The organism is Couchioplanes azureus, assembly GCF_014648355.1.
GTDB classification, from domain to species: domain Bacteria; phylum Actinomycetota; class Actinomycetes; order Mycobacteriales; family Micromonosporaceae; genus Actinoplanes; species Actinoplanes azureus.
Map to the genome: position 1 here is coordinate 96,863 of NZ_BMQY01000002.1, position 18,452 is coordinate 115,314.

An 18,452-nucleotide genomic window follows, 5' to 3' on the forward strand; every position below is an offset into this window, starting at 1 on the left:
CCCCGTCCGGCGCCGATCGAGCACGCCGGGGGCCTGCCCGGCTCGATTCCACGGTCGGAGAGCTCGCCGCGTTCCGCGCCTCTTGCGGCCGGTTCCGTGCCGCTGCTCCACTCAGCTCATTGGCGTCCATCGCACCTTCTCGACAGCGACGCGGAGGTACCAGCCGTGACCAACGGCGTCCGGGTGCCGCCCGCTGCCCATGGGCTCGGCGAGCATCTCGACCTTGCACACCGCCTGATCGACCTCTTCCCGCCGGGTGACGAGCGGCGGGACGTCTGGCGGGGCCGGATCGCGCAGGTCCACGACAGACTGGCGGACCCGCGGCTGCGGCTGGCCGTCATCGGCGAGTTCTCCAGCGGCAAGACGACATTCGTCAACGCCCTGCTCGGCGAGGAACTGTTCCCCGCCTCGGCCGTACCGACGACGACGGCGGCCGTGCGGATCTCCTATGGACCGCGGCCGGTGGTCCGTGCCCGGTTCCGCGACGGCACGCAATGGTCGTCGAACCCGGCCGACGTCGCGGACGGCGCGATCCGGGAGACGCTGCGGCGGCTCACCACCGGCGACGACCTGGCCTCCCGGGTCACCGCCGTGGAGCTCGACCACGGCGCGCCGGTGCTGCGCCAGGGGCTGGTCATCGTCGACACGCCGGGAACCAACGACGACGCCGGGCACTCCGAGACCGCCCGGCGCGCCGTTCTCGACGCGGACGCGGCGGTGGTCGTGCTGAACGCCCGTACCCTGGTGCCCGCCTCGCTGAGCTCCTTCCTGGTCGGCGCCCTGGATCCGCACCTGCTCGGCCGGTGCGTCTTCGTCGTCACCCGGATGGACGAGGTGGACGCCGAGGACCACGACCGCGTGCGGGCCGACGCCGTGCAGCGGGTCCGCACGGCGCTCGGGGTGGCGGAGCCCGCCGTCGCGTTCGGCGCACCCGGGGCGGTGGTCCGTCTCCGCCGCGGCGTGCCGCTCAGTGCCGCGCAGGCGGAATGGGCCCCCCAGTTCGACGCACTCGCCGACTGGCTCGCGGTGACCGTGGGCGAGCGCCGCCCGGCGGCCGTCGCCGATACCGCCCTGCGTCTGCTCGACGACCTGCTGTCCGGGCTCGACGACGGACTGACCGAGGACCGGGCGCAGGCGCGCCGGCAGGAGTCCGCCCTGGACGCTGCCCAGATCGCGGATCTCGACGACTTCCTGCGCAGGCACCACAAGGCCGCCTCCCGGGCGCTGCGCGAAGCCGCGTCGGCCGCCCGGGCGGCCAGCCACAAGGTGCACGCCGCCGCGCTGAGCCGGACGCGGGCCGAGGTGCGCTCGGCGATCGCCGGCTGCCCGAACACCTCCGCCCTGGAGGACGCGCTGCGCGGCACCGTACCGCAGCTCGTCCGCACGCAGCTCGACGCGCTGGCCGGCCGGATCGCCGGGGAGGCACGGCCGATCTTCGCCGACGGCCTGCGCACCGCGACCGGCGTCGTCCAGACCGCGTTCGACCGCGAGTACCACCGGCTGGAGCGGGCCGGCCGGCCGCGGGCGGCCGCGCCACCGGTCACCCGGATCTCGCCGGATCAGCTCGTGCTGACCGAGACGTTCGGCGCCGCCGTCGCCGTGGCCACCGCCGACCGGAGCCGCGACAAGATGGCCTTCGGATGGGGTGCGGCGTCCGGCGCCGCCATCGGCACGATGATCGTGCCGGGCGTCGGCACGGTCATCGGCGGGTTCCTCGGCCTGGTGGCCGGCGCCGTCTTCTCCCGCGACCTGGCCGAGGTACGAGCCGAGGCGACGACCAGCGCGGTGACCACCACCGAGGCGGTGTTCGCCCAGGCCGCCACCCAGCTCGACGCCGCCGTGGCCAAGACCGCGCACCGCGCCGAGCTGGCCCTGCGCGATCACCTCGGCTGGTACCGGGACAGCTATCGGCAGACGGTCGACCGCATCCGCAGCGATCAGCACCGCCGCCGGGAGGAACTGCGGCGGCGTGCGGAGCAGCTGGAGCGCGCGAGGACGGAAACGGCCACGCACCGCGCCCGGCTGGAGGCGGAGCGCGTGCGCCTGGCCACCGGCGGCCCGGCGCCCTCCGCCCCGGGCCGCCACCGCCCCACCACCATCCCGTCCGAGCCGCGAAGGGCGATGACGTCATGACCGAGAAGACAGCAACCGCGACCGGGACCCCCGACGGCACGGTGAGCGCCGCCGCGTTGGGCGCCTGGCTGGCGCGGGCCCGGCGCCTGACGGACGGCTCCGCCCTCGCCGGGGTGGCCGACGACCTGAACGCCATCCAGCGGCACACCACCCGCCCGGCGTTCCGCGTCGTGGTGGCCGGCGAACGCGGCCGCGGCAAGACCACATTGGTCAACCAGCTCCTGGGCGGGGACGTCGTCGCCGCGGACTCGCCGGTCCCGGTCCTGGTGGTCGGGGACACCACGGACTGGCTGGAGGTCCGGCGGGACGGCGCGGCCGAGACCGGCCCCGCCACCGCGGCGGCCTGGGCGTCGCTGCGCGAACGGCCGCCGGACGAGGGCAGCGTGGTGCGCCGCGGCACGCCGCACGCCCTGCTGACCGGCCTCGACGTCGAACTGCTGGACACGCCCGGCTGCAACGACGCCGACCCGGACGTGCCGGCCAGCGTGCGGACGGCGGTCCGCGGCGCCGACGCGACGCTGATGGTGCTGTCCGCCACCGCCGCCCTGAGCCTGACCGAGACCCGCTTCCTGCGCGAGTTCGTGCTGGCCGCCGACATCCCGCTCATCGCCCTGGTGCTCAGCCGGCTCGACCAGGTGGAGGCCGACGAGCGCGACCAGGTGCTCGCGTACGTCACCAGCCGCGCCGCGGGAATCTCGCCGCGGCTGGCGGTTCTTCCCGGACCGGATCTGCGGGACGGGCACGGCGCCGGTCCCGTGGCGAGCTGGCTGACCGCGAACGCACGCCACGGCGATCGGGTACGGCTGCGTACCGAACAGCTCAGCGCGCAACTCGCCCGGGTCATGGGCGGCCTGGCCGACCTGGCCACCACGGCGGCGGACGCCGCCACGCTCGACGCCGACACCCGCGCCGAGGACGTCGCCAAGGCCCGCCTCGCGCTGACCGACGAGTTGCTGGCCTTCGACGAGATCCGCGTCGAGTTGCGGCGACGGCAGAACGCGGCGGCTGCCCGCTTCCGCGGTCACCTGGCGGGCACGAGGGAGCGGCTGGCCGAGATCCTGCGGTACGAGCTCTACCACCATCCGGAGCCGCGGACCTGGTGGGAGCGCGACCTGCCGTACCGGTTGCGCCGGGAACTGGCGACGGCCGCCAAGGAGTACGAGAAGTCGCTGCTCGGCGGCGTCCAGCTGGACCTGCAGTGGTTGCGCCGGCAGCTGGCCGAGCGGTTCCGGATCGAGCCGTCCGGCCTCGACGTGACGCTGACCAGCCTGCGCGCCCCGCAGGTCGACCCGGACGACCTGAAGCTGGGCGATCTGCGGAACCGGCGGATCGCGTACCGGGTGGGACCGCTCGGCCTGGCACTGCTCATCGGCACCCTGAGCGCGGGATTCTTCCCCTTCGCCTCGCTGGGCGCGACCGCGGCCGGCGTCGTCTTCGGCGAGGTGCTGCTCCGCGGCGCGGTCGACAACCAGCGCCGGGTGGCCGAGCGCCACCTCGCCGGGCTGGTCGACCGGGCGGTGAGCGAGTTCGGCCTGGGCGTGGCCGAGGCGATCCGCTCCCTCTACGACCAGCTCGTCGACGAGGCCGTGCAGCAGCGCAAGCAGTGGTACGCGGACCGCGAGGCGGCCTTGAGCGCGGCACCGCCCGCGGACCGGACCACCCGGTGGACGGAGATCGCGGATGCGGCCACCCGGCTGCGCGACGAGATCGAATCGACCCTGACGACGGACGGGACCGAGGCATGAGCGGCAGGAATCAGACCGGCTACGAATGGGTCGGCCAGGTGCGCGGCGAGCTGCTGCGCCTGGTGGACGTCATGGGCGAGGTCGCCGGGGACCTGCGGCTGCCGCAGCTCTCCGCGTTCGACGAGCTGCGCGACCGGGTCCGCAGCGACGAGTTCGTGGTGCTGGTGGCCGGCGAGTTCAAGACCGGCAAGAGCACCACGATCAACGCCGTGCTGGGCGACAAGGTGCTGCCGGCGTACGCGACGCCCACGACCGCGGTGTTGAGCGTCGTGCGGTGGAGCGAGGAGAAGGCGGCCCGGCTGTACGAGCTGGACCCCGCCGCGCCGAACGGTCGGTCCGAGGTCGCCAAGCCGGTCCGCATCGAGGACCTCACCCACTACATCACCATCGACGAGAACGACCCGGAGAGCGAGAGCCCGTGGGGCCTGGCCGAGATCGACTGGCCGCTGGAGCTCTGCCGCAACGGGGTCACCGTGGTCGACTCCCCCGGCCTCAACGAGCATCCGCACCGCAGCCGGGTGACCATGGGGTACATGGGACGCGCCGACGCGATCGTGTTCGTCTCGGACGCCACCCGCGTGCTCTCGGCGAGTGAGCAGGACTTCCTCAACCTGCACATCAAGGCGCAGGGCCACGAGGACATGTTCTTCGTATGCAACCGGATCAACTTCGTCGACGACGATCCGGACGAGCGCGAGCGGGTACGCCACCGGGTGCGCCGGATCCTGTCGCAGAACTGGGACGCCGGCCCGCACCGGGTGTTCTTCGTCAACGCGAAGGCCGCGCTGGTCGGCCGGCAGACCGGAGACGCCGCCGCCGTGGCCGGTTCCGGCATCCCGGAGTTCGAGCGGGAGCTGGAGCGCTTCCTCAGCAACCAGCGGGCCCGCGTCAAGATCGTGCCGCCGGCCCGCCTGCTGCAGCGGATGGTGGCCGAGGCGCGGGATGCCATCGACCGGCAGATCATGATGCTCGACCAGAACGTCGAGACGTTGCGCGACCGCTACGAACGCGCACAGGAGCCGTTGCGGCGGCTGGAGCAGGAACGGCGGCTGATCGTCCAGCTGGTCGACGAGCAACTCGCCAAGGCCCGGATGGAGGCCGAGACGTCGGCGCAGCGGATGCTGGCCGAGGCGGCGTCGTCCTGTGCCGGGTGGGCCCGTGCCGCCGAGCGCACCCACAAGATCACCGCGAATCCGATCACCGCGCGGAAGCAGACCGAGGCGGCCACCAAGGAGCTCGCCGACCGGCTCGGCGCCAAGCTCCAGGAGCACTTCGCCACGTGGCAGAAGGACACGCTCATGCCGCTGCTCGAGCGGCACATGGAGCGCCTCGAGCAGGAGATCGACGGGAGCCTGCGCCACTTCGTGGCCGGGGTCGACGACGTCAAGCTGTCCTTCACCGCGGGCGCGACGGCGGACGGCACGGCGGTCGCGCAGCCGTCCGCCCTGGAGCGGACGGCCGCCAGCGCCGTCGCGCTCGTCCTGCTGAGCCCCGGCATGGCGCTGGTCGGCGCCCGGTTCGGTTTCAAGCAGGTGCTGCTCGGCGTCGGACCCCAGCTCGGCGTCGCGGTGCTCGGCGTGCTGGTCGGCCTGGGACCGGTCGGCCTGGCCCTGGTGCTGGCCGGCGCGGCGTTCGTCCAGCTGGTCATCGGCGTGGACAAGGCGAACGAGCACCTGGCCGCCAAGGTCGCGGAGAAGGTCGCGGACGACATCCGCAGCGGGTCGGCCGAGCAGACGGCGAAGATCGGGGTCGAGGTGCAGGCGGCCCTGGACGCGATCCGGGCCGGCATCGACGACAGCCTCGGTGCCCAGCTGGCCGCCGTACGCCACGACGTCGAGGACGTGCTGCAGGAGCTCACCCGCGGCCAGGGCGGCGCGGCCGAGATGAAGCAGCGGCTCGCGGGCCACCGTGCGCGGCTCGCGGAGGTCGACGCCGGGGCGGTCGACATCATCACCCAGTTCGCGGCGATCCCGTGAGCACGCCCCGGTTCCGTCGCCGGCTGTGCCTGGTCACCGACATCGAGCGGTACAGCCGGCACAGCAACCGCGAGCAGGTGGACGCGCAGCGCCGGCTGACCCGGGTCATGCAGGACGCGTGCGCACGAGCGGGCATCGTCTGGCCGCGCCCGCAGAAGCAGGGCGACGGGCAGCTGATCGTCATGCGGCCCGGGCTGGACGAGACGCACGCGGTTCCCGCGCTCGTTCTCGGCCTGCGGCACGGTCTCTACGAGACCAACCGGGACGGCGGCCTCTTCGGCCGGCTGCGCCTGCGGGCGGCCCTGGCCGAGGGAATCATCGCCACCGGAGCCAACGGGTACGTGGGTGAGGCGGTCATCGAGGCCTGCCGGGTGGTCGACTCGCCGCAGATGCGGGCGGCGCTGGTGGACGACGACTCGATCGATCTCGCCCTGGCCGTGACCGACGAGCTGTTCCAGGCGGTGGTCAGGCCGGGTGACTCCACGCTGGACGGTGCCGACTTCACGGCGACCGCGGTGGCCGTGCCCGGCAAGAACTTCCGCAGTAGTGCGTGGCTGCACACGCCCCGCCCGGGCCCCGCACCGGCGCCGCCCGGGCCGGCCCCGGCGGCCACGGCCGGGATGATGCTGCGGGTCCGGCGCAGCGGCGCCTCCCGGGCCGTCGTACCGGGCCTCGGGGCGGTCGCCGGGTGGGGCGCCGTCGGATACGGCGGCCATGCCACGGTCGGGGCCGAGGTGCACGCGGACCTCACCCACGACCCTTCGCCCCAGGCCCCGCACGGCCCGCCGCCCGGCACCGCCGCATCGGGCCATCCCCACGACACTGTGACGGTGCATCTCGACGTGCACGTGAACGCGGACGTCGAGATGCACCACCACTTCGAGCCGTACGCCGGCCCTGACCTGTCACCCGACATCGGTCACGTACACCACGACGGCGGTGTCGACGACGGGCCCGGCCCGGCCGGCCACCATTGCTAGCCGGCGCGAGAGCCCGACCGGCCGCCGCATCCGTAGGGACAAGGCGCGGAGAACTGCGCGAAGTGCGGGCGGTCGGCGCCGCCGAAGGTGGTGAACTCGCCGCCCACCGCGATCCGGCGCAGGGCCGGGTTGGCGTCCATGGTGAGGACTCCCCACTTGCCGTTGCTCTTGGGGTTCCAGGCGAGCAGCGCGCCGGTCCCGGCGTTCCATGCCGCGAGCTTCGGCTGGGTGCGCAGGTCGGCCGGGCACCACGAGGTGGCGGTGCGCGACCGCTGCGGGCAGGCGACGGTGAAGTGCCCGCCGGCGTACACGGTCCCGTCCAGGTAGGTGATCGCCTGTACGTCGCCGTCCGTGACGCTGCTCCAGACCAGGCCGCCGTCCGGGCGGTAGGCGGCGACCCGGCCGCCGGGGCCGGCCAGCCCCGCGTACACCGTGTCCGGTGCGACGGTGAGCGCCATGACGCCGTACGGCGTGGCGGGCCGGAACGTGGTGTCGACCTTGCCGTCGGCCAGCCGGAGCGCGGCCAGCCGGACGGTGCCGTCGGCCCCGTTGAGGCGGTGGAACGAGCCGCCGACGTACAGCCGGGAGCCGGCCACCGTCAAGGCCTTCACCTCTTTGTCGGCGCCGCTGGTGAACGCGGTGTCCCGGGCGCCGTCGGCGAGGCGGAACGCCGCCAGGTTGCGGGCCGCGCGTCCGTCCACCGCGCTGAACTCCCCGCCGAGGAAGAGCCGTCCGCCACCCACGGCGAGCGCGCGCCCCTCGCCCGTCACCGTGTGCCGCAGGGAGCCGACGGCGCCGGTCTGCAGATCGATGCCGGCGAGGCCCGCGCGAGGCTGACCGGCGACGGTGGTGAACTTGCCGCTGACGTACAACGACCCCCCGAACGCGGTCATCGCGAAGACGGTGCCGTTGGTCGCCGGCGCCCACGGCAGCAGCTGGCCGGTACGGGCGTCCAGCGCGGCGAGGCGTTTGCGCGGCACGGACCGTCCGTCCACGATGGCGTTGCGGAAGCTGCCGGCCACGTACACCGTGGATCCGGCGTACGCGCTGGCGTAGACCAGGCCGTCGAAGCCGACCGAGCGGGCCGGGACGACCGACACCAGCGGCGTCGCCGCGACGGCGGCGGTGGGAGTGCTCGTCGCGGCGAGCACCGCGGCGAGCACCAGTCCGAGGTGGCGCCGCTGCGGTAGGGCACGGCGCGCAATAAAGGCTAAACGCATAAAAGGAACGATAAAGCGGACTTCAATGACGAATCTGGGAAATAAGGAATGTCCGCCGACCGGACCACTTCCGGCGCCATGCCGCGGGCCGGACCCGCGGCGTGGCGACTCGCTCCTCACTCGGTGTGCAGCGCCTGGGCCACCGGAAGCCGCGCGGCCGACCGGGCGGGAATCAGCGCACCGGCGATCGCGATCGCGATCCCGGACAGCGCCAGCCCGCCGATCGTCGCGGGACGCCAGACGTCCAGCAGGAAGGCCGGGGTGCTGATCTGTGCCGCCCGGGCGGCGAGCGGCGTGATCAGCCGGTGGGCCAGGATCCCGGCCGGCACGCCGAGCAGCCCGCCGAGCAGGCCGAGCGCGGCCATCGACGTCACCGTCATCGCGACCACCTGCCTCGGCGTCATCCCGATCGCCTTGAGCATGCCGAGGTCACGGCGTCGCTCATGGACGTTGAGCAGCACGGTGTGCAGGACCCCGAGCGCCGCGACGACGCCGAGCAGCACCGACAGCGTCGCGCTCAGGGCCACCATGGCGGTGGTGAAGTCGTTCGTCGCGCGGTTGTCCCAGGCGGTCAGGCCGGGTGCGGCCGCCCGCACGGCCTCGACGTACCTCGTGACGTCGGTGCCCGGCGCCGGCGCGATCTCGTAGAACATCTCGCTCGTGACCGGCTCGTAGCCCGGCGCCAGGGCCTCGAGGGTGGGCCAGGTCGCGAAGAAGTCGTTGGCGCCCACCCCGCCGGACAGGGTCTCGCCGGCGATGCGGACGGTCACCCGCCGGTCGCCGCGCTGCAGCGCGAGCCGGTCGCCGACGTGCAGGGCGTGCCGGTGCAGGACCGCGGACGGTACGGCGATCTCGTCCGGTGCCGCCGGCCAGCGGCCGTCGATCACCTGCTTCGGCAGGCCCGTCGTGGCGTGATCGCCGCGCAGGAAGGTGCCGGTGAGCGAGCCGCTGCGGCCGGCCACCGTCACCGGAATGTTCGTGCTGGCCGTGACCTGCGCGGTTCCCGGCAGCGACCGGAGCAGCGCCTCGAGCCGCGCGCCGGACAACGGCGTCGCCACCTCGCCCAGCGCGGCGATGCCGGAGCGGACCGCCACCGGTGCCGCGTTGTTGGTGTCCGCCGCGGCGGCGTACCGGGTGACCGTGCCGACCAGGCCGGTCGCGAACGTCACGGTCGTCACGCCGAGCAGGATCGCCGCCAGGGTCAGGCCGGTCCGGCCCGGGCGCGCGAACGGCAGGCCGAGCCCGAGGCCGACCGGGCGGGGCAGCCGGCTTGCGCTCAGCCGGCGCTGGACGCACAGCCCGCGACCGGTGCGCGGGGCGCTGCCCGCGCTGATCGCCCGGGCCGCCGGCAGCCGGTACGCCCGCAGCGCCGGCACCAGCGCGGCGACCGTCACCACCGCGGGCACCACGACCAGGGCCGTGAGGATCACCGCCAGGTCGGCGCCCAGGCCGGCGGTGTAGCCGGCCGCCTGGAACGCGGAGCGGGTCAGCGGCTGGGCCGACACCGCCCCCGCCACGGTGCCCAGCACGGCCCCGGCCGTCGCCGGCACCAGCACCATGACCAGGTGGATCGCGACCACCGCGCGCGGGGTGAAGCCGAGCGCCTTGAGCACGCCGATGTGCCGCAGCCCGGTCACCACCGCGCCGCTGACCACGTTGCCGACGATGAGCACCGCCACCGTCAGCCCGAGGACGCCGAACACGACGAGGAAGGGCAGATAAGCGCCGGGCCCGGCGGCCAGGGCCTGCTTGATCGTGAGGTACGACCGGGTGCCGAGAACCGCGTCCGGCGGCAGGCCCGAGCGCACCGCCGCCAGCCCGGCATCGAGGTCGGCCTGCCGGTCGGCGTGGGAGAACCGGTACAGCACCTGCAGGGCCGTGGGACGAAGCGCCGAGATCTGCGCCGGAGCGACCCAGGCGTCGGCGCTGTGGCTCACGCTGTACGCGCGTCCGACCACGGTGAGCGTGGGGCCGCCGGGAACGTGCAGCTGCTCACCGGCGCCCGGGGGCGTCGCGGCCCGCCGGTCGGGAGGCGCGTTCAGCACGATCTCCCCCGGCCCGGTCGCCCACCGGCCGGTCCACACCTCGACCCGGTCGACCGGGCCGCCCGGATCGGCGCGCCCGGCCACCGTCAGCGACACGGGCCCGAGCGTCGAGTCGGCGGTCGCCGGGACGTCCAGGACCGCCTGCGCGAAGGGACCCGCGACGGCCGCCACCCCGGCCGGCCGCGCGCCGAGCTGCCCGGCGGAAACCTTGCCGGCGTCGAACGCCGCGACCAGATGTGCCCCGTGCTGCCGGTCGAACGCGGCGTCGAACGGGCCCGACGCGGCGGTCAGCAGGGCCAGCGCGACCGTCACGGTGGCGGTGGACAGGACCGAGACGAGGCCGACGACCAGGGTCTGCAGCCGGCGGCGCCGGACCGCCGCGCGCGCGACCCGCCACACCGCGCTCACGGCGTACGCTCCAGCGTGCCGTCGCGGACCACCCGGCCGTCGGCGACCTCCACCAGCCGGCCGGCGCACCGGGTCGCCAGCCGGTGGTCGTGGGTGACCAGCAGCAACGTCTGCCCCATCTCGTTGAGGTCGATCAACAGGTCCATCACCTGCTCGCCCGACTCGCTGTCCAGCGCCCCGGTCGGCTCGTCCGCCAGCAGGACCGCGGGCCGGTTCATCAGGGCCCGCGCCACCGCGACCCGCTGCCGTTCGCCGCCGCTGAGCACCGCCGGATAGGCGTCGCCCCGGTCGGCGATGCCCAGCTCGCCGAGCAGCTCGCGGGCCCGCCGGCGGGCCTGACCGGCCGGCACCCCGGCCAGCTGGGCGGCCAGCGCGACGTTGTCCAGGGCCGGCAGGTCGTCGATGAGGTTGAAGAACTGGAAGATCATGCCGATCCGGCGGCGGCGGAACAGCGCCAGGCCGGTCTCGTCCAGCGAGCCCAGGTCCTGACCGTGCACGACCACCGAACCGGACGTCGGGCGGTCCAGCCCGGCCACCATGTTGAGCAGTGTGGACTTGCCACACCCCGACGGCCCCATGACCGCCACCGCCTCACCGGCGCCGATCCGCAGCGACACCCCGTTCAGGGCCGTCGTCTCGCCGTACTGTCTGCGCACGCCGTCGATCTGCACGACGGTCCGCGCCTCCCCGTTGTCGTCGATCATGGCGAGAACCGTAGGACGTCGCCCGGTGCCGGGCATCGGCCCGAGGTGGTAGCCGGGCACCGGGGTCATCCCGCGGATGTATGCCGCCGGTACCGGGGGATGATGCGGATCTTGTCACGGGGTGCGAAGGTGGTCGGCGTGTGGCGGTACGGGGTGTTCTGGTCGGCGGCGCTGCTGGTGGCGGCCGTCGCGGCCGCGGCCGGGCTCGCCGTCGCGCTGCGGCGTACCCGGCGGTTGCACCGCGCGGCCATCGAGGAACGCACCTGGCTGCTGGAACGGGAACGGGAGGCCGCCGCCCAGGCCGCCGTCCACACCGAACGGGCCCGCATCGCCGGGGAACTGCACGACATCGTCAGTCACAACGTCAGCGTGATGGTGGTCCAGGCCGGCGCCGCGCGGGAAGTCCTGGCCACCAGCCCGGACGACGCCGCGACGGCGCTGGCGGCCGTCGAGGAGGCGGGCCGCAACACGCTGACCGAACTACGCCACCTGCTCGGGCTGCTGGCCCCGTCGCCGAGCGGCGACGGCGATGCCGAGCTGTCGCCGCAGCCGGGGCTGAGCCGGCTGGGCCCGCTCGTCGACCGGATCGCGTTCGCCGGGCTCCCCGTCGAGGTACGGATCTCGGGAGAGCCCCGGCCCCTTCCCGCGGGGGTCGACCTCACCGCGTACCGGATCGTGCAGGAGGCCCTGACGAACGCGCTGCGCTACGGAGACGGGGTCAAGGCCGAGGTGGCCATCCGGTACGGCGACCGCTACCTGCGGGTCGAGGTACTCAACACCGGAGCCGGGCCGGCGTCCGCACCGGCCGCCGACCGGCCGGGCCGGGGTCTGTTGGGACTCCGGGAACGGGTCGCCGTCTACGGCGGTGACCTGGACGCCCGGCGACGCCTGGGCGGCGGCTACCGGGTCCGCGCCCGCATCCCTCTGGAGCGGACGGCGTGACCACTCCCGAGCCGGCGCCTCGCGTCCTCATCGCGGACGACCAGTCCCTGGTCCGCACCGGGTTCCGCATGATCCTGACCGCCCGGGGCATCGAGGTGGCCGGCGAGGCCGCCGACGGCGCCGAGGCGGTCACCGCGGCCCGCCGGCTGCGGCCCGACGTCGTGCTGATGGACATCCGCATGCCCACCATGGACGGCCTGCAGGCCGCCGGGCACATCCTGAGGGAACAGCCGGCCTGCCGGGTCATCATGCTCACGACCTTCGACCTGGACCGCTACGTCTACGCCGCCCTGGCCCTGGGCGCCAGCGGCTTCCTGCTCAAGGACGTGACCGCGGCCCACCTCGCCGCCGCGGTACGCCTGGTCGGCACCGGCGACGCCCTCCTGGCCCCGTCGATCACCCGGCGGCTCGTCGAACGGTTCGCCGCCGACCATCGGCGTGCTGCGTCCGGCGAGCCGCCGGCCGTGCACCGTGACCTCGCCTCGTTGACACCGCGCGAGCTCGAGGTTCTCACGCTGATGGGCCGCGGCCTGTCCAACGCCGAGCTGGCCCGGGCACTGACCCTCACGGAGGCCACCGTCAAGACCCACGTCGCCCGGATCTTCGCCAAGCTCGCCCTCCGGGACCGCGCCCAGGCCGTCGTCGTCGCCTACGAGACGGGACTCGTCGTCCCGGGCGACCGGGACGAGTGACCGGCGGTCAGTAGGTCGTGTCGAGCCCGCCGGCCGCGGTTGGCGGCATCCGCGGCCAGCCCCTCCGGGTGGGCCTCGATACGGTCGGGATCCGGGGCATCCACGGGCTCTCGCGGTGAGCGCGGTCAGCTCCGGCCGTCGGAGCCGGCCCGCAGCGGGTCCGAGCGGTCCTCCCGATCTCAGCCGTCCTGAGTGGCGGCACCCGCGAGGTTGTCCTCGATGCACTCCAGGAGGCGGAGGGCTTCGGCGCGTTCGGGGGCGCTCAGGTCGCCGAGGGTCCTGTCCTCCAGCTCGGTCCAGATGCTCTCCACCTCGCGGCGCAGGGCGAGGCTCGCGGCGGTGGGCTCGATGAAGGTGGCGCGCTTGTCGGTGGCGCACGGGCAGCGGCGGACGAAGCCCGCGTGCTCCAGGCGCTGGATGGTGCGGGTCATGGTGGCGGCGTCCGAGTCGAGCAGCCGCACGAGGTCGGCCTGGCGCTGGGGGCCGCGCTCCCAGAGATGCATCATGACCAGCTCCTGCCCGGGGTGCAGGCCCACCCGGCGCAGCAGCTGGCCGACGTGCATCCGGTGCAGCCGGGCGACCCGGAAGATCGCGTGACTGACCGGCCCGTTCCGGGCGCAGGCCGGGACCGGCACGCCCTCCGCGAGGCTCGGCTCCGGGCAGGTCGGTCCTTCGGCGGGCACGTGACCTCCTCGGCGGGCCGAAACATTGTGCGAGCAGTGATTTTGCGGCCCTCAGTTTACCGTACGCACTTATTCCCAGCTTGTTGCCGCAAGTGACGTGAGTTACGGGAGCGTTCCCCGCGCCATCCGGCGGTGCTTTACTTGTTCGGACAGGTAAATCCTCGGGACAGGGACTGATCATGACCTCAGCATTCGACTCGCACGAGCTGGGCGGCAAGCGCCTGGCCAACCGCATCGCGATGGCACCCATGACGCGCAGCCGTGCCTACGGTCCCGGCGAGACGCCGACGGACCTCATGGCCACGTACTATGCGCAGCGCGCCTCGGCGGGTCTGATCATCACCGAGGGCATCCAGCCGTCGGTTGTGGGGCAGGGCTACCCCGACACCCCCGGTCTGCACTCGGCCGAGCAGGTCGCCGCCTGGCGCACGGTGACCGACGCCGTCCACGCCGCGGGCGGAGTGATCTTCGCCCAGCTGATGCACGCCGGGCGCATCGGCCACCCGAGCGTGCTGCCGGGCGACCTGACCCCCGTCGGGCCGTCCGCGGTCGCCCCCGCCGGCCAGATCTTCACGAAGCAGGGGCCGCAGCAGTTCATCGCACCGAGGGAACTGACCGAGCAGGAGATCAGGGAGACGATCCGCGACTTCGCGACCGCCGCCCGCAACGCCGTCGCCGCCGGGTTCGACGGCGTCGAGATCCACGGTGCCAACGGCTACCTGGTCCACCAGTTCCTGTCGGCCAACGCCAACCGGCGCACCGATGCCTGGGGCGGCACCGTGGAGGGTCGCACCCGGTTCGGCGCCGAGGTCGCGGCCGCCGTCGCCGACGCCATCGGCGCCGAGCGGGTGGGCTTGCGCATCTCGCCGAGCAACTCCTACAACGACATCGTCGAGGAGGACACGGACGCCACCTACGGCACGCTGGTCGACCGGCTGGCTCCGCTGGGCCTGGCCTACCTGCACCTGGTCGAGGGACCCGACCGCGACCTGACCCGCCGGCTGCGCAAGGAATGGCCCACCACGTTCATCCTCAACCCCCTCACCCACCCCGCGCCGACCGGCCCCGAGGCGCTGGAGCTGATCGAGGACGGCACCGCGGACGTCATCGCCTTCGGCGCGCTGTTCCTGGCCAACCCCGACCTTCCCGCGCGCCTCGCCGCCGGCGGTCCGTTCAACACCCCCGACCCGGCCAGCTTCTTCGGCGGCGACCACCACGGCTACACCGACTACCCGGCTCTCGCCTGAGCGGCCGGCCCATCCCCGCGAACCGCGCACGCCCGGCCCGAACGGCCGGGCGTGCGCGGTTTCGCGATCGGGTGCGGTAGGACACCCCGGGCACCGTAGCCCCGTGCAACGAGCCGCCCGGCGGGCCGGCGGCGAAGACGTCCGGCACGTTCGCCCGGGTGGTGTCCGCCGGTCCGGCGTCCAGCCGGCTCCCGGACCGGCGGCCCGACACGTCTCGACGCTCACACCGGGCCCCCTCAGGAAGAGCTCGTCACCGGCGCGTGCCGCCGCGATCGCGCCGATGCCGCGGGCGTCGGCACCGGTGGCCGCGGCGACAGCGCCGTTCCGGTCGATCCGCGTGGCCGCCACCGAGGCGACGTGTTCCGCCACTCCACCGCCCGGCACCGGGGTGAACAGGTGCAGCCGCCGGCCCCCGCCGAGCGCCACCGCGATCCGGGCGATCGTGCCGTCAGCGTCGACGCGCCGGGCGGCGCCGTCGGTCTGCTCCCACACGCCCGCGCCCGGCACGACCGTGCTTCCTCGCGCAGCATCGCCAGGTGCACGGCGGTCAGTTCCGCACCGGGCTCGGCACCCACACCCGCACCCTTGTCCACGCGGACCCACGCCATTTGTCCAAGCAAATGGATAAGCGTATTCCACCGCCGATCCCATGAGGACGGACTCCCGCGTCGCAATGGCCGATCGAATGGTGTAAGTTCCTTCCGCGTAGATAGGGAGGTATCGATGGCAAAGAGCCTCGGTAGATTGTTTGTCATCTTTGTAACCGGAATGAGTTTCGCCACCTCTGTGTCGGCTCCGGCGCTCGCCACCGACCACGATCCGCGGACGCCCGCTCCGGCGGCGAGCGCGAGTCAGCCGGCGATCGCCGAGGTGCCGCCCGCGGAGAGGTCGCTCGCGAACGCCAACGCGGCCACCGCCATCGAGCTGGCACCCCTGGCTCCGGCCCTGCCTCCGGGGGTCAGCACCAAGACCTGGTCCGTGCCGGCGTTCATCGAGCTCTTCGAGAACAAGTACGGCCGGCCGATGACCGAGACCGAGAAGCAGGCCCTGGCCAGGGGCTGCATCGGCGTCACCACGGTCAACCTGGAACGCGGGAACATCAACCCGCCGCTGGGCATGTCGTTCGGCACGTTCGACACCGCCCGCAACGTGCAGGACGCGATCAACGACATCCTGGCCACCAACCCGACGAGCAGCCAGTTCGTCCGGGCCGTCGAGCAGCACCCGCTGCTGAGCCGGATCGACAACGTCACCCGCTCGCTGCCCGGCGGCCCGACGTCCCAGTGGACCGCGGTCATCTTCTCGAAGCGTTTCTATTCCAAGCAGGATCCGACATGGACGGACGAACAGGCCGCACGCGCATTCCTTCCGGACCCGGAAACGGACCAGGTCGACATGACGGGATATCGTTACGTGGCCAAGCCGGGATATGTCAATTTCGACTACGGCTGGCTGGACGAAGGCACCGGGAACTGGTGGCACGCAAACCACGCCGAACCGGGGATGAAGGTCTACCAGAGCACGCTGAGGCACTATTCCCGGCCGTTGCTGGACTTCGACCGCCAGGTCTTCTCCGTGACGTTCGCACGGAACCACCCGTGACGATCGACCATCTCGTGGGCCGGCACGTGACCTTGCGCGGCATCGCGGGCGACGCGGCCGCCGGGGCGGTGCTCGTGCTCGGCGGTGGCACGCCGGTCTACATCGACGGCAAGTCCGGCTGGGCTGCGCTGGCCGGGAGGACCGTCGAGATCGCCGGCGACCTCGACCACACCGAGATCGCCCCGCTGCCCCCGGCCTCCGGGAAGCCGGCGAGCCACGGCGCCCCAGGACGCCAGTACGTCCTTCGCAACTGCACGCCGCCGCGCCTGCAGCCCGGAGGATAGGTCTCCCGCGCTCCTCGTACCACCACCGTCGAGGGCATCGGCCCGGCCCGGGCCGATGCCCTCGACGCGGGCGTGCGGACCGGTCGCCGCCGCGGCCCTAGGCCTTGCGGCGGATCCAGGTGAGACAGGCCTTGTCGACGGCGGCGAAGGGCTTGCCGAAGGCCTCCCCGGACGCCCGGTCGAGGTCCTTGTCCTCGCGCAGATACAGCCGGACGAAGGTCATGAGGGCCCGCTCGCCGTACTTCGCGGCGAAGCAGCTCGCGGCGAAGTGACCCAGGCCGTAGAAGGCGTCGGTCTCCTCCCCGCCGGCGTCGTCGGGAAGCGCGGAGAGCGCGACGGACTCCGGGCGCCCGCTGCCGTGCACCGCGTCGCGCACGGACTGGCGGCTCCAGCTGGCGGTGGCCGGCTTCGGATACCAGCCGATGTACTCGGCGATGCCCTCCTCGAGCCACATCCCGCTCCACCCGGAGGCGCTCAGGTCGACGCCGCCGACGGTCGCCACGTGGGCGAGCTCGTGCTGGATCGTCAGCGCGAGGAGCTCCGGGTCGTCCTTCAGCTCGGCCATGTTCAGCACCACGTCGGTCATCGTCGGGGTGATCGTCTGCGTGTAGCCGACCCATGCCGTGCCCTGGGCGCCGCCGTACCAGGTCTTCCACTGCCGGGGACCGGCCAGGTAGATCCGGTAGTGCCGCTGCAGGTTCCCGACCATCCCGGCGAAGCGGTCGACGACCGCGGCGGCGCGTTCCGCGACGGGCAGCAGCCGCTCGAGGTACTTGCGCTCGCCGGGCGCGGCCACCAGCGTGAGCCGCTTGCCCTGGGCGGCGATGAGCTCGGTCTCCTCCCAGGGCGCGGGCAGGAGGTCGTCGTCGCTCTTCGTCGACGCGACCGACGTGACCAGCGGCAGGTCGTCGTGCCACGCGAGGCTGAGCTCCTGGAGGGCCTCCGGCAGGACCGGCGCGGAGTCGCAGAGGTCGCCGGTGAGGCAGTACCTGATCCGCACGTCGGCCTTGAACGTGTCCTCGTCCTCGTCGTACACGTCGGTGGTGAGGTGCTCGAAGTGCCGCACGCCGAGCGACCGCAGCGACCGGAACATGGTGCGGTAGCGGGTGCGCAGCCCGGGCCGGCCCGGGTCGACCGGCTCCAGCCAGGCCTTCTCGTCGCCGGTCAGGAGAGCCTGCGCCTGGTACAGCAGGATGGCGTCCACCCACTCCTTCGCGGTCTGGGGGCCGGACGGCTCGGCGGCGGCCCCGGCCGGCGTACCGGGCGCCTCGCGCTGCGCGACGTGGACGACCCCGCCGGCGACGGCGAGCGCGGCGACGAGGGCGAGCACACCGCCGGCCCACAGGAGCCCGCGGCGGCCGCGCGGCCCCGGTGGTGGTTCCGGCGGCGCGGCCGGAGGCGCGGGGACACCCAGCGGCGCCCCCGGGAACATCTCCGCGGCATCCGGCGGGCGCGGTGACGGCACGAACGCCGGGGCGGCCGGCCCCGCCGCGGGAAGGATGACGTCGTCGCCGTCGGGCACAGCCACTCCTCGAAGGTGAATCCCTTTTCTTGGCGGGCTCATCCTTGCAGTCCGGTCGCCTTCCGCGCTGCCCCGATCCGGCGGGGCCCCGACCGCCCGCGGCCGGGCCGGTCCGCCGAACGGCCGGCCGGCCGCACCGGCTCGGCCACCGGGCCGTCGCCACACAGCTCCCCCGGGAGTTCCGACCCGGCCCGATCTCGCCGTGGCCGGTGGGAACGTTCGTCGGCCGTCCGGTGCGCGTGCCGCCGGCACCCGTTCCGCAACCGGCG

General features: G+C 73.7%; 14 protein-coding genes. 9 read left to right on the forward strand and 5 right to left on the reverse strand.

Annotation, left to right across the window (positions count from 1 at the left end; all coding sequences use genetic code 11):
• Positions 1–165: 165 nt before the first annotated feature.
• From IEY99_RS07680 to IEY99_RS07695, 4 genes are read left to right on the forward strand one after another with little or no spacing between them, the layout of a single operon-like run.
• Positions 166–2,133, forward strand: coding sequence for a dynamin family protein (locus IEY99_RS07680; RefSeq protein ID WP_189200878.1), 1,968 nt, complete (start codon positions 166–168; stop codon positions 2,131–2,133).
• Positions 2,130–3,878: a P-loop NTPase family protein gene (locus IEY99_RS07685; RefSeq protein WP_189200880.1), complete on the forward strand. Its 1,749-nt coding sequence runs from the start codon at positions 2,130–2,132 to the stop codon at positions 3,876–3,878. Before IEY99_RS07680 ends, IEY99_RS07685 begins: the two co-directional genes overlap by 4 nt.
• The gene (locus tag IEY99_RS07690) at positions 3,875–5,854 is read left to right on the forward strand and encodes a dynamin family protein (protein ID WP_189200882.1); all 1,980 of its coding nucleotides are present in this window, start codon (positions 3,875–3,877) and stop codon (positions 5,852–5,854) included. Before IEY99_RS07685 ends, IEY99_RS07690 begins: the two co-directional genes overlap by 4 nt.
• Positions 5,851–6,834, forward strand: coding sequence for a hypothetical protein (locus IEY99_RS07695; RefSeq protein WP_189200884.1), 984 nt, complete (start codon positions 5,851–5,853; stop codon positions 6,832–6,834). The genes IEY99_RS07690 and IEY99_RS07695 overlap by 4 nt, the downstream gene beginning before the upstream one ends.
• Here the strand turns inward: IEY99_RS07695 and IEY99_RS07700 are convergent.
• From IEY99_RS07700 to IEY99_RS07710, 3 genes are all read right to left on the reverse strand, one after another.
• The gene (locus IEY99_RS07700; RefSeq protein ID WP_189200886.1) at positions 6,831–8,054 is read right to left on the reverse strand and encodes a PQQ-binding-like beta-propeller repeat protein; all 1,224 of its coding nucleotides are present in this window, start codon (positions 8,052–8,054) and stop codon (positions 6,831–6,833) included. The genes IEY99_RS07695 and IEY99_RS07700 overlap by 4 nt on opposite strands.
• A 116-nt stretch (positions 8,055–8,170) precedes the next feature.
• Positions 8,171–10,507: an ABC transporter permease gene (locus IEY99_RS07705; RefSeq protein ID WP_189200888.1), complete on the reverse strand. Its 2,337-nt coding sequence runs from the start codon at positions 10,505–10,507 to the stop codon at positions 8,171–8,173.
• On the reverse strand, positions 10,504–11,211 hold the full coding sequence (locus tag IEY99_RS07710; protein ID WP_189200890.1) for an ABC transporter ATP-binding protein: 708 nt from the start codon (positions 11,209–11,211) through the stop codon (positions 10,504–10,506). Before IEY99_RS07710 ends, IEY99_RS07705 begins: the two co-directional genes overlap by 4 nt.
• A 153-nt stretch (positions 11,212–11,364) precedes the next feature.
• Between IEY99_RS07710 and IEY99_RS07715 the strand changes: the two genes are divergently transcribed.
• Positions 11,365–12,153 (forward strand): sensor histidine kinase, encoded by a 789-nt coding sequence (locus IEY99_RS07715; protein ID WP_373293323.1) that lies wholly within the window; start codon positions 11,365–11,367, stop codon positions 12,151–12,153.
• Entirely contained in the window at positions 12,150–12,845 is a 696-nt protein-coding gene (locus tag IEY99_RS07720) for a response regulator (protein WP_189200894.1), read from the forward strand. The genes IEY99_RS07715 and IEY99_RS07720 overlap by 4 nt, the downstream gene beginning before the upstream one ends.
• A gap of 179 nt (positions 12,846–13,024) precedes the next feature.
• Here the strand turns inward: IEY99_RS07720 and IEY99_RS07725 are convergent, their stop codons facing one another.
• Positions 13,025–13,528, reverse strand: coding sequence for a MarR family winged helix-turn-helix transcriptional regulator (locus IEY99_RS07725; RefSeq protein WP_229798303.1), 504 nt, complete (start codon positions 13,526–13,528; stop codon positions 13,025–13,027).
• Positions 13,529–13,707: 179 nt separating this feature from the next.
• Between IEY99_RS07725 and IEY99_RS07730 the strand changes: the two genes are divergently transcribed.
• From IEY99_RS07730 to IEY99_RS07740, 3 genes are all read left to right on the forward strand, one after another.
• Complete coding sequence (locus IEY99_RS07730; protein WP_189200896.1) at positions 13,708–14,775, forward strand: alkene reductase; 1,068 nt, start codon at positions 13,708–13,710, stop codon at positions 14,773–14,775.
• A gap of 723 nt (positions 14,776–15,498) precedes the next feature.
• A complete protein-coding gene (locus tag IEY99_RS07735; RefSeq protein ID WP_189200898.1) occupies positions 15,499–16,377 on the forward strand; it encodes a hypothetical protein in 879 nt (292 codons plus the stop codon).
• Positions 16,374–16,661, forward strand: coding sequence for a hypothetical protein (locus IEY99_RS07740; RefSeq protein ID WP_189200900.1), 288 nt, complete (start codon positions 16,374–16,376; stop codon positions 16,659–16,661). Before IEY99_RS07735 ends, IEY99_RS07740 begins: the two co-directional genes overlap by 4 nt.
• Before the next feature lie 97 nt (positions 16,662–16,758).
• On the opposite strand, the gene IEY99_RS07745 is transcribed toward IEY99_RS07740, so the two are convergent.
• Positions 16,759–18,189, reverse strand: coding sequence for a hypothetical protein (locus tag IEY99_RS07745; RefSeq protein ID WP_189200902.1), 1,431 nt, complete (start codon positions 18,187–18,189; stop codon positions 16,759–16,761).
• Positions 18,190–18,452 lie beyond the last annotated feature (263 nt).

What these genes read in the sequence shown, in the direction of transcription:
- IEY99_RS07730 (WP_189200896.1), top strand. Translation starts at nt 13,708, where the DNA reads ATGACCTCAGCATTCGACTCGCACGAGCTGGGCGGCAAGCGCCTGGCC.
- IEY99_RS07690 (WP_189200882.1), top strand. Translation starts at nt 3,875, where the DNA reads ATGAGCGGCAGGAATCAGACCGGCTACGAATGGGTCGGCCAGGTGCGC.
- IEY99_RS07710 (WP_189200890.1), bottom strand. Translation starts at nt 11,211, where the DNA reads ATGATCGACGACAACGGGGAGGCGCGGACCGTCGTGCAGATCGACGGC.
- IEY99_RS07735 (WP_189200898.1), top strand. Translation starts at nt 15,499, where the DNA reads ATGGCAAAGAGCCTCGGTAGATTGTTTGTCATCTTTGTAACCGGAATG.
- IEY99_RS07685 (WP_189200880.1), top strand. Translation starts at nt 2,130, where the DNA reads ATGACCGAGAAGACAGCAACCGCGACCGGGACCCCCGACGGCACGGTG.
- IEY99_RS07700 (WP_189200886.1), bottom strand. Translation starts at nt 8,054, where the DNA reads ATGCGTTTAGCCTTTATTGCGCGCCGTGCCCTACCGCAGCGGCGCCAC.